6 protein-coding genes are annotated in these 12,242 nt (G+C 35.0%); all 6 read right to left on the reverse strand.

The features are described from left to right. Positions 1 to 126: 126 nt before the first annotated feature. Positions 127 to 2,928 carry a pitrilysin family protein gene (locus tag RT99_RS00065; RefSeq protein WP_042562687.1) on the reverse strand — a complete coding sequence of 934 codons (2,802 nt, stop codon included), beginning with the start codon at positions 2,926 to 2,928 and terminating at the stop codon, positions 127 to 129. Between the two features lie 11 nt (positions 2,929 to 2,939). Beyond that, positions 2,940 to 5,201, reverse strand: a complete 2,262-nt coding sequence (locus RT99_RS00070) for a Gldg family protein (protein ID WP_042562688.1) — start codon at positions 5,199 to 5,201, stop codon at positions 2,940 to 2,942. 11 nt (positions 5,202 to 5,212) lie between these two features. Next, entirely contained in the window at positions 5,213 to 6,160 is a 948-nt protein-coding gene (locus tag RT99_RS00075) for an ABC transporter ATP-binding protein (protein WP_042562689.1), read from the reverse strand. A 63-nt stretch (positions 6,161 to 6,223) separates the two neighbouring features. Continuing rightward, positions 6,224 to 7,594, reverse strand: a complete 1,371-nt coding sequence (locus RT99_RS00080; protein ID WP_042562690.1) for a RagB/SusD family nutrient uptake outer membrane protein — start codon at positions 7,592 to 7,594, stop codon at positions 6,224 to 6,226. 11 nt (positions 7,595 to 7,605) lie between these two features. Next, complete coding sequence (locus tag RT99_RS00085) at positions 7,606 to 10,911, reverse strand: SusC/RagA family TonB-linked outer membrane protein (RefSeq protein ID WP_165587169.1); 3,306 nt, start codon at positions 10,909 to 10,911, stop codon at positions 7,606 to 7,608. A 218-nt stretch (positions 10,912 to 11,129) separates the two neighbouring features. Then, positions 11,130 to 12,164, reverse strand: a complete 1,035-nt coding sequence (locus RT99_RS00090; RefSeq protein ID WP_052483423.1) for a FecR family protein — start codon at positions 12,162 to 12,164, stop codon at positions 11,130 to 11,132. Between the last annotated feature and the right edge of the window lie 78 nt (positions 12,165 to 12,242).

The raw sequence follows: 12,242 nt of genomic DNA on the forward strand, positions 1-12,242 counted from the left end.
ATATTCTTAGTTACTTTGGATATATACAAAGATTAAATTATGCCAGAAAAGGCTGCCTGGCAAAAGGCAACCTTTAATGACTAATAAAAAATAAAAAAGTATTCTTAAGTTCTTATTTTTCCGGATTTACCTTTCCGGATTCATAATTACCTCAACACTATTAGAACTATCCAAAATTTGCTTGCTTAACTGCTGAATAGTTTTCTGATTAATTTTAGAAATTAAATTTTTATAATCCGCGTCCTGTAAAAACCGAACCTGATTCATTGTAATATTATAGATTTTATCACTCCAGAAAGAATTGGTTTTCATCGATTCTTCTCTGTTTTTCAAAAGTGCTTTTTTAATGTCTTCCAAATCATTTGCATTAACCGGTTTCGATTTTAAATCATTGATTTCCTGCCATACAATTTGCATTAATTTCTCTTGTTTGTCAGGATTACAATCAAAACTCAAAGAAAGATCAAATGCTTGTTTTGGTGTTGTCAAAAGACTTCCGCTCACATTTACGCCATAACTTCCGCCTTCTTCCTCGCGAATGGTCTGCAAAAAGCGTTTCGAAAGCAATTCGCCAATAACATACATGCCAAGAGCATTCTCTTCGCTGTATTCCATTTTACCGGTTATACTCAAATAGGCTGTGGTTTTTGCCACTTCCATTGGACGTTTAAACACTACTTTGGTTTTTCCTTTGGCAGGTTCTATATTATGATCTTTAAAAGTTTCTGTTGCAGCGGGATTGCTTTTAATATTTCCGATATATTTCTGAATTAAACCTAAAGCCGAATCCGGAATGTTTCCAACAAAAACAAAAGTAAAATCAGCAGCGTTATTGATTCTCTGTTTATAGATTTGCTCTGCTTTTTTGAGGTCAATATTTTTTAGAAATTCTTCATTAAAAAGAAAAGTTCTCGGATTATGGTTTGAATTTGCCAATGCAACCGTATCATTAAAAGCATTGTCATTATCTTTTTTAAGATTTTCTAAACGGTTTTGATATTGCGATTTTAAAATCTCAAAAATAGTAGGATCAAAACGTGGCGCTTCAAAAGAAAGATACAGCAATTGCAGCATCGTTTCAAGATCAGCCTGATTGCTACTTCCTTGAAAACCTTCGGTGTTGTCTGTTATGAAAGGCGAAGCCTGAGCTACTTTTCCGGTTAGTTTTTCTTTTAATGCCGTAATGTCAAAATTGCCCAATCCGGAAGATCTTGCCAATGTGGTTGCAATTTCTGCAGAGGCCAAATCTTCTGTTTTTACCAAAGATTTTCCACCTTTTCCAAAAGCACTAAATACAATCTGATCCTGAGAGTAAGTGGTTGGCAAAATAATTACTTTTGCACCATTTTCAAGCGTATAACCTTTTGCTTTGTCTATTCCGGCAATTTCAAACGTACTTTTTACAGCGACAGGTTTTAGGTCTGAAGCAATTAAGGGTTCTTTGTTTTCTTTTTTAGAATAAGGTTCCAAAGTCATACTTTCTACCTTTTTCATTACCTCGACAACAGCTTCTTTTTTAGGGAATTCATTCTGGTCTTTATCAGAACCGCTAATTAAAACGACCTGATTTGTAGGCTGCTGAATGGTTTTCGCGTAAGCGTTTAATTCTTCCAGCGAAATGTTTTTTAGGATCCCAACAATAAGATCATAATCATCTTCTGGCGAAAGAAAAGGCTTTGCTTTCAGGAAATAATTGGTCAGTTTATCGGCCCAATCATCGCTGTTTACTTTGTCTTTATTTTTAATGAAATCATCATAAGAGCTTATGAAGTTTTTCTTGGTTCGCTCTAATTCTGATTGAATTGCGCCGTATCTTTTCATTCTTTCGGTTTCGGTATACACTTCTTCAAAAGAGGCTAATACTTTTCCTTTTTTGGCTAAAGCCGAAATATTAAAAGAAGTGTTTAATCTTGAAATTGGCTCAAAATAGGTTTTTAAACTCAAACTCGAATTTTGGTTTTTCAGTAATAATTCTTTCAAACGATTGTTTAGAATACTAGTGTACAAAGAATTCATAACATTTTTTCTGGTAACCGAAACATCTTTTACCAATGGTTCATCCAGAACATATTGCAACGTAATGCTGGTTGATGAAGCTTCTTTATCAGTAGCGATGCCAAAATACAATTCGTTGTGTTTCGGAATATCAAAATACTTTCTTTCTGCCACTTTTTTAGCCAGCGGAATAGTCGAAAATATGGTTTTAACTTTTTGTTCAATAGCTTTTACATCAATATCTCCTACAATAATTACAGCTTGTAAATCCGGGCGATACCATTTTTTGTAATAATTTCTAAGTTCTTCGTATTTGAAATTATTAATGATGTTTAAATCACCAATAACATCTCTTTGCGCATATTTTGAACCTTTGTATAAAAACTGATCCATTTGACCTTTTAGACGAAAATCGCTTGTTCGTCTTGTTCTCCATTCTTCTCTGATTACACCTCTTTCGGCATCTATTTCTTCATTTGTTAATGAAAGAGAACCAGACCAGTCGTGCAATACCCAAAGTGTAGAATCGATAAGCGTTTCATTATTTACCGGAACGCCGCTAATGTTGTAAACTGTTTCATCCTGAGCAGTATAAGCGTTAATGTCTTTACCAAAACTTACGCCGTCTTTTTCGAGCATTTTGATAATTCCTTTGCCTTTAAAATGTTCTGTTCCGTTAAAAGCCATGTGTTCTAAAAAGTGTGCCAATCCGTTTTGATTGTCTTCTTCGAGAATGGCACCCACATTTTGAACAAAGTAAAAACTGGCGCGGTCTTTTGGTTCTTCATTATGCAGAATATAATAGGTTAAACCGTTTTTAAGTTTACCGGTTGTTACGTTTTTATCCAGCGGAATTGTGGTTTTGAACTGAGCTAATGCGCCTTGAAAAGACAACACTAAAAGTCCAATGATGATATTTTTTTTAGTATTCATTTTGTTGTTTTTTATCTTCTGTTTCTTCTAATTAATATAAAAGCGCCAGCAGCTATTATCAATAACGGAAATATAGCGATGAAGGTAATTTTAGTGATAAAAACCTGATTTGAGCTTACCATTATTTTATTATCTGTAGATTTGGGACGTGTGGTATCAATAGGAAATTCGTAATTGCTGAACCACGTAAAAACATCGGTAAAAAACTGAAATGTTCCTGATTGCTGACGGCCTAATTCCGCGTTGCCCATGAAATCGGCATCTCCGGCCACAATTATTTTTTGCGATTTACCGTTAATATTTCTCGTTAAGGCTACAACAAGCGGTACAGCTTTGGTCGATGGCTGTTTCTTTAAATCTTGAGAAATGGAACTAATTCCTGCTGGAGATTCCCAAACCGGCTGACTGTTTGTTTTTAATAATGGTGTTACTTTAAATCCTGCATCTTTTGCAGTAATGATTCCGCTGCTTCCCAAAAGAGGAATTGTATATTGACTTTTATGTAATTTAATAACCGTTGTGTCAATTGTTTTTTCAAATTCAGTAACGAGATAATCCGGCGCATTTGTTTCGCTTTCCTGAACCAATGTTTGTTTGGTAAAACCTAAACCTAATTTGGCTGTAATTGGAGTTAATGCTGTGTTGGTTTCAGGTTCTGCCAAAAGCATTACGTTTTTTCCCTGATCGATATATTGGCTGATGCGATCAATGGCGCCCTGGCTTAACTGCGTTTTCGGATCGGCAACAATTAAAATATCAGTTTGTTGCGGAATATTCTGTGCATTAATGTCTACAGAAGCAACATCAAATCCCTGATTGATTAAAGAGTTTCTGAAGGTTATTTCGTTGAAACCTATTTTGTAATTTTTGTCTCCATTTTTTTCAATGCTTCTTTCCATGTTTCCTGTAGCAAAAACAATTTTTACAGGAGTTGTAACCAAACGTTTTAATGAAGCTGAAATTTCTTTTTCAAAAGGAATTTTAAACATGTCATCGTACATACGTAAGTAAGTTTTCTTTCCGTTGTATTCAACCGTTCTCACAACTCTGTTTTGTTCTGGTTTTAAGTTGATTATTTTGTTTATTTCGGCAGGAGAGTATAATTTTTTTAGTTTTATATCCTGAGTTTCCAGCAATTTTTCTGCCAGTTGTTTGTCATTCAATCCCGGATTTTGCTCATACAAGGCTGTGTTTGTAGACGTATCGTAATAATACACATAATCCATTTCTATCTGAGGTAAAAAACGAGAGTATTTGTCAAAACTGGCAAAATCCTGATTTTGAGAATACGGCATACCCATATAATAATTAATATCTAACAGGTTGACATAAGTGGTGATTTTGATAGGGCCGTCGATCTTTTTTACAATTTCCTGACTTGCTTTGGTTAGTGTTCTGTCGTTTGTGCGCGTCATATCTGCATAAAAAGTCAAAGGAGCTCTGGAAGTAATATAACCAAGTGAAAATATTGCAACGATTAATCCGCTATATTTTAAAACTCTTTTAGAAACTGTCTGAGCATCTCTGCCTGTTTGTAATTTAAAAATACTCAAGCCAATAAAAAGCGTACTCACCAAAATAAAATAAAGTACATCTTTGCTCACAATAAGTCCTTCGATCATTTCATTGGCACGGCCGGAAATAGAAAGGAAATAGGTAAGATCTTTGACATAATCAATATCCTGCCATAGTTTGCCTACAAAGTTTAAACCTGCTAAAACTACTAAAGTACTAATGGCAGCCACAACCTGATAAGAGGTAAGGCAAGACATGAACAAACCAATTGCAGCGTACGTGCAAACCAATAAATACAAGCCCAAAAGGCCCGATAAAACGAAACTAATGTCTAAATTATCAATACAAAAATAAGCGGAGACACCTATTAAGCCCAGAATTGCCATAAATAGTAAGCAGTAACCGGCAATGGCGAGAAATTTACCCAGTACAATATCTTTAATTTGGATGGGTGATGAAAGTAAAAGTTTGATAGAACCGCTATTGATTTCGCGGCTTATTAATCCCATCGTTAATAGCGGAACATAGAGGTATAAATAATTTTGCATTTCGGTAAAAAGACCACTAAAACCCGAAAATATGACTTGTGTCATGTTATCCATGTTTTGTCCCATTTTTTGACCCTTTTCAAAACGTTCGAGTGTGTCAAAGAATTTCCAGCTGGACTGGATCGAAAATATTACTAAAACAACCCATGCAACAGGCGAATAAAACATGGTGTTGAGTTCTGTTTTAGCGATTCTATATATTGTTTTCATTTGTGTATTTTTTAAGAAGTAGGAGAGTTTTTAGAAGGCGCTTTTTTAGATAATTGTGCAAAAATTTCATCAAGAGAAACTTTCTCAAATTGAATTTCACGTAATTTCCAGTTGTTATAAACGCTGAGCGCTACAATTTTTTCGGCGATTTCCTGTGTACCTTCAAAAGTGATCTGCATTTTTTTATCCGAAAGAAAAACAGCTTTTAGAACTTCAGGAATATCTTTTATAACCTTAATTTCAGGCGGATTTTCAAAGCTTACTGTTAAAGTATTTGCTTCGATGTGATTGTTAAAAGCTTCGAGAGAATCTGCAAAAACCATGTGTCCGTTTTCGATCATTCTAATTTCCTGACAGGTTGCCTGAACTTCAGATAAAATGTGAGAAGAGAAGATAACCGCTTTATCTTTTGAGATTTTCTTGATTAAATTTCTAACTTCTAAAATCTGGTTAGGATCCAGTCCGTTTGTTGGCTCATCTAAAACTATTAATTTCGGTTCGTGAATAATGGCCTGTGCAATTCCCACACGCTGTCTGTATCCTCCTGATAAATTGCGGATTAAACGATTGCTAAAATGCGAAATTCCGCATTGTTCCTTAGCTCTTTCCACGGCATTTTTTAAATCTTCTTTTTTTACATGACGTAATTCTGCACAATGCGTTAAGTATTCATTTACCGTTAAATCTAAATGCAAAGGCGGTGTTTGAGGCAAAAATCCAATCAGTTTTTTAGCTTCAACAGGGTTTTCTTTTAAATTTATTCCGTCGATAAAAATGTTGCCTTTGGTTTGGTTTAAAACCCCGCAAAGAATATTCATGGTGGTCGATTTTCCTGCTCCGTTAGATCCCAGAAGCCCTAAAATCCTGTTTTCTTTAATTTCAAAACTAATATTTTGTATCGCCCAATCCTTACTATATTGATGCGACAAGTCCTCAACTCTTACAATTGTTGTTTCCATAGTGTTTTTTAAAATGCAGGAATGTATTTTTACTGAAAACACATTCCCGCATTATTTTAATATTTAGTATCCTGTATTTTGAATTAAGAAGGGATTCGAACGAATAGCATCTTCGGGAATTGGATATAAATTATCCGTAGTTTTCCAGATTTTATCGGCTAAAACAGAAAGTGTTTCATCAAGTTTTCCTGTTCTTTTAAGATCCAGCCATCTGTGACCGCATTCTGCAAAAAACTCACGTTGTCTTTCCAAAGCAATTAAATCTGATAACTGGGTAGGGTCTGTTAAAGATGTTGATTCTAATAATGCTCTGTTTCTGATTACATTGATATCTTCCTGAGCGCCAGTAATATTATTTAATTTCACACGGGCTTCTGCTCTTATCAGATAAAGTTCTGCTAATCTTAATATTGTAGAACGCTCTGCAGGAGAATCATTAAAGTTATTTTTGTATTTATAGGGTGCAATGCCCAAAAAGACGCCGGCATTGTTACTGATATCAATTGTCCAGTTTGTTTTTCTGTCATCACCGGTTTCAAAAAGAGCATTCCCTTTTCTTAGTAATAAAGTACCGCCGGATGTAAATACTGCAGATCCTTCATAAGTATAGGTTACATTAAAATACGGTATTTGCAGGATAGCTTCTTCGTTATCAGCAATAAACGGATTGTTGGTATCTGTTAAACCGGTAACGATTTTGTAAGTGTCGCTTTGGTTTATTACGGCAGAGGCATGAGCATCAGCTTCATTCCAATTGCCTAAATACAAATTTACTCTTGCCAATAAAGTTTCGGCAGCCCATTTTGTAGCTCTGATTCTTTCGTCATCATAATTGTCATAATTAACCGGAAGATCTTTTGAAGCATCTGTAAGGTCCAGAACAATTTGAGCATAAACAGCCTCCTGAGCAGTTTTTGGTGCTAAGGCAGTTACGTCTATATTTGTCGATAATATTAAAGGTACATCACCCCAAATATTGGTTAGGTAAAAATGGGCATAAGCTCTTAAAAATTTTGCTTCGGCAAGCCATTGTTTGCTTTTAGCAGGATTAAGTGTAGTGCTTTTGCTAATTCCTTCTATTACATTATTAGCATTATAAATCGTTTTATAAAATTGGGCCCACATGCTGCTCATCGATCCGTCATTTTCAGGGATTTCGTTAGAACTGTAAACATTGGCAATACCTGTTCTGGGAACTAACTCATCTGAAGTTTCGCCAAGAACAGTATGTATATCACTATAATAAGCAGATTCAACCATGCTTTGGTAAATTCCGTTTACGGCAGCTTCGGCAGTAACATCTGATTGGTATACCGTTGAAGATGATAACTGATTACTTGGCAAATCAACATCTAGCGCATCATCGCAGCCTGTAAGTCCTGCTAAAAGAAAAAACGAAAATATATAAGTATATTTAGTATAATAATTTTTCATGATTTTTAGATTTAAAATGTAAACTGAGTTCCAAGAGTGATTGTACGCATAGGAGGTAAAGCCAAACCTTGCGTTTCAGGATCAAGTCCTTTGTATTTAGTAAAAGTTACCAAATTCTGGCCCTGAAGTGAAATACGAATACTCTGCAATATTTTTTGCGTAGCAGTATCTAAAGGGATCATGTAAGAAGCACTCACATTTTTAAGTTTGATGTACGAAGTATCTGTTATAGTGGCAGTAGAGCCTAAATAATTAAAGAAACTATTTTGAAAACCTGAACTCAAAACATTTCCTTGTGCCACATAATTATTATATTCATCAACCTGATAATTGCTAATGCTATACGGATAACCCGGTTGTGCTCCAGTAGTAGCCATTAATGTAGTACCTTCCTGTTTTACAAACTGAAATAAAAAGTCTAATGAGAATTTTTTGTAACTAATTGTATTAGAGATTCCTCCGTAATATTTAGGATAAGTTGGCCCATAATATTGTCTGTCGCCTCTGCCGGTCTCAGCAAGTCCGTTTGATATTCTGCCATCTCCGTTTACATCTTGAAACTGAGCAATTCCAGCATCATTTACACCTGTAAAAGTGTGTAAATATCGGCTGTTTAATGGTTTTCCAACGATATATTGCGTGTAGTAACTTGTAAATTCGATACCATCAAATCTGTTCAGTTTATTAGAATTGGTCGAAATATTAAAAGAAGTAGACCAGTTTAAGTTTTTAGTGTGAATGTTTGTTGTACCAAGAGTAAACTCCCATCCCGTGTTTTCAACCTCAGCGGGTAAATTTGCCGTGTATGATGTAAATCCTGCCTGAGAGCTAAGTGTATAGCCCACCAATTGATTGCTGGATGTATTTTTATAATAAGCAGCAGTAAAGGAAACACGATCATTAAGGAAACTTAAATCAATAGCCGCTTCAAATTTCTTTGTTAATCCCCATTTAATGTTAGGGTTTTGAATTCTGGCAGCTGTCATAGATGGATTTCCATCACCATAAGTTCGAGTGTCAAAAGTATCGGCATATTGATAATCTCCAATTTCATCGCTTCCTATTTCTCCATAACTTGAGCGGATTTTTCCAAAGCTTAATACCGTAATATCTTTCATGAAATTTTCTTCTGTAAAAGCCCATGCTGCACCAATAGAACCAAAATTTCCAAAACGGTTGTTTGCTCCAAAACGAGACGAACCATCTCTTCTAAAGTTGATATTCAAAATATATTTATTGGCAATATTGTAGTTAACTCTGCTAAAAAGAGAAATGTATTTGTATTCTGAACTGCCGTTGTAAGCCGTTATATTTTCTGCAGTGCCTAAATTTCCAATTAAATTATCTGAACTGTAACCGCTTGAACTTACATAAGAAGGCATTTCAGATTTTCTGTTTTGCCAGGAACCTCCAACCAAAGCAGATAAATTTCCTTTCCATAATTCAGTCGTATAATTCAGCTGAGGTTCTACAGAAAAATTATTCGTGTTATTGGTCGAAACTGTATAGGATCTTGAAAAGTTTAAATCAAAACCGTTAGCTTCTGAATAGGCAAAATTACCAGATGATGCAGGCAAAGTTTGCTTGCTCTGCATTTGGGCTCTTCCGTAACCTAAATCTGTTTTAAAAGAAAATCCTTTTGCAATTTCATACTGAACGCTGAAACTTGTAATCAGGTTTATTCCTTTATCATCGACTCTTTTACCTAAAGCGCCAATAGGATTGATGTCGCTAAAATAATCCGGTGACCAGTACAAGCTTCCGTCTGCATTATATAAAGGACGGTTTGGTGCTGTACCCACCGCATAAGTTGTAATATCAAAGAAAGGAAGTTTGTTATTATCTGTAGCAAAAATAACAGAAGCTCCTAATTTTAGTTTTTTATCCAGCGTAGTGTGGTTGACATTAAAGTTGGTAGAAAATTTATTATAACTAAAATCTCCGGGAACCACAGTGGTTTCTTTGTGATAAGCGGCACTTAATAGGAAATTCGTAGTATCACTTCCGCCTTTTAAGGAAGCCGAAAAATTATTAAAGTTTGCTGTCCCTCCAATTAATTTTTTCTGCCAGTTGGTTTGCGCATTCGGATCCCAGTCTGTAAGGGCAATACCATTGCTATCAACATCTGCAACATCGCCATTATTGTTCAAAGCCGTTTGCAGCATATTTAGGTAAGCCGGAGTATCTAGTGTTTTTACCATGTGTGCTACCTCAGAAACTCCTGAATTGGTAGTTACAGTAAATTCTGTTTCTCCTGATTTTCCTTTTTTGGTTGTAATAAGTACAACGCCATTTGCTCCTCTTGAACCATAAATAGCCGTTGCATCAGCATCTTTCAAGATTTCGATGCTTTCGATATCATTAGGATTGATAATATTAAGCGGACTTGTAGATTTTTGAGCACCTTGTATCACATTATCCTGCTGTACCTGCTCTTTAATATCGTTTCCAATATAAGGAACACCGTCTACAATATAAAGCGGAAGATTATTTCCTGCGATAAAATTTCTGCCTCGAATACTAATGTTCATGTCACTTCCTGCATAACCGGAAGTCTGTGTTACAAAAACACCCGGAGTTCTTCCTTGTAATGTTTGCAAAAGATTCGTTACAGGCTGTTTTTCAATATCTTCAGAGGTAATTTTAACTACAGATCCAGTTGCTGTTCTTTTAGTGGTTGTTCCATAACCAATAACTACAATCTCGTCTAGTTTTGCTAAATCGGGCTGCATTTTAATGGTTACAGATACTTGGTTTTCAACAGTAATATCCTGAGATTTATATCCTAAATAAGATACCCTCAAAACATGTTTTCCAGAAGGTAACTCAATATAAAATTGTCCATCAAAATCGGATATTCCCTGTTTGTTTCCGCCCAAAAGTGTAACGGTTACACCCGGCAATGGCAGACCATTTTCATCCAGCACTTTTCCTGCAAGCATATAATTTGCTTCGGCTGTATTTTCTTTTGCTGAATTGGTTTCAGTTTTGGTGCTTTCTTTTCTGTAAATCACAACATTTTTGTCTACCTGTTTATAGACAAGGTTGCTGCCTTTTAGTACATAATCGAGAATGTCGCTTACAGATCTTCGTCCTTTTGGTGTATTTATTTTCGGAAAATCTTTAATAATCTGCGGTTGATACGCAAAAAGCAATCCCGTTTTATTTTCAATATTTTTAAATAAAGTCTTTATATCCTGGTTATGAAGTTCAATATCAACAGATATCGATTCTAAAGACTGACCGTTCATTTCATTTGCGAAAACCATGTGGGTGCCGCAGGTCAATAAGAAAATGTGGAATAAGCTGATTCGCATAATCTTGAGGGTTTTTTTTGACAGGTGAAATAATGGTGCATTCTTTTCCCTATCAAACGTGGTTGTTTTACAGCGTAATTTCATAAATTTGCATGTTTTTTAATGGTTACTGGTATAATTATTAAGAATCGTGGCCATCTGGTGTAGGAGCTAGATGGCTTTTTTTTTTGGTTTTATGCTATAGGCTAGTTTTTTTAAGGTTAATTATTAATAGATTTTTATTCGCAACCTTTTCCTTCCAGAACAATTGCGCCGTTTTTTGTATAGTGATATTCCGTTTCAATAACACTGCAGACTACTTTTAGAATATGATCCAGATCTTCATCATTTAGGAAGCTCGCAGTAATTCGGCAATTTTTAATATTTTCGTTAGAAAGCGTAATAGGCACCTTATATTTTTGAGAAATAAGCGCAATCGCTTCTTCCATATTAATGTTATCCAGAATCAGGTATTTACTTTTCCATTCTACAACAGCTTCGGCATTTACCGTATTTTGTGTGTGATCAAGCGTGTTTTTATTTACCGTAATCTGCTGGTTTGGAGTAATTACGCCATATACTTTTTCGACATCGCCCACCTGTACTTTACCTCGGGTTACCGTAACTTCAATTTTACCGGATTTGCTATAAGCGTTAATGTTAAAAGCTGTACCTAAAACTTTGGTCTGTATTTTATCAGTATGTACGATAAACGGTTTTGTTTCGTTTCGTTTAATGTCAAAATAAGCTTCTCCCGTTAAAGTCACTTCTCTGGTTTTAGCGTTAAAAGTATCCTGATTGTATTCGATGCTGCTGTTTTCATTCAGCAAAATCGTGCTTCCGTCGGGTAAATGAATAAGCTGTTTGCCACTAAAAGCCAAAATCGGATTTACTTCTTCGGCTGTTTCAGATGTTGTTGTTTTTACAGGATCAGGTGTATTTGTATAAAAGAAAACACTTCTGATGGCGAATAAAATCGTAATCGCTGCTGCAATCGACAAGATTACGCGAATTGTTTTTTTAGATGATTTTTCTCTAATCGGAATAACTTTCGTTGAAGGACTTGAAAGAATATATTTTAAAATACTATCACTTTTTTGAGTGTCTAAAAGATCCAAACCTTTATTCTCCTGAAGCAGCATAGTGATTTTTTCTTTGATGAAATCATCATGTATTCCATTACGAATAATTTCCATTAGCTGCTGTTTTTCTACTTCAGAAATTGTATTCTGTAAATAGCTTTCCAATAATTCTTCAAATACTTTTTGATGCATTTGCTTTGTAATTATGAGTTAATATTAGTTTTATAAATGGTAAACCTGGGGAAGTTTAAAATTTAAATTCAAAAAAAA

Origin of the sequence: Flavobacterium sp. MEB061, from assembly GCF_000834715.1 — a bacterium.
Taxonomy (GTDB): domain Bacteria; phylum Bacteroidota; class Bacteroidia; order Flavobacteriales; family Flavobacteriaceae; genus Flavobacterium; species Flavobacterium pectinovorum.

Excerpts from the sequence above, each read along its gene's own strand:
- RT99_RS00065 (WP_042562687.1), bottom strand. The coding sequence starts at position 2,928 with ATGAATACTAAAAAAAATATCATCATTGGACTTTTAGTGTTGTCTTTT.
- RT99_RS00070 (WP_042562688.1), bottom strand. The coding sequence starts at position 5,201 with ATGAAAACAATATATAGAATCGCTAAAACAGAACTCAACACCATGTTT.
- RT99_RS00075 (WP_042562689.1), bottom strand. The coding sequence starts at position 6,160 with ATGGAAACAACAATTGTAAGAGTTGAGGACTTGTCGCATCAATATAGT.
- RT99_RS00080 (WP_042562690.1), bottom strand. The coding sequence starts at position 7,594 with ATGAAAAATTATTATACTAAATATACTTATATATTTTCGTTTTTTCTT.
- RT99_RS00085 (WP_165587169.1), bottom strand. The coding sequence starts at position 10,911 with ATGCGAATCAGCTTATTCCACATTTTCTTATTGACCTGCGGCACCCAC.
- RT99_RS00090 (WP_052483423.1), bottom strand. The coding sequence starts at position 12,164 with ATGCATCAAAAAGTATTTGAAGAATTATTGGAAAGCTATTTACAGAAT.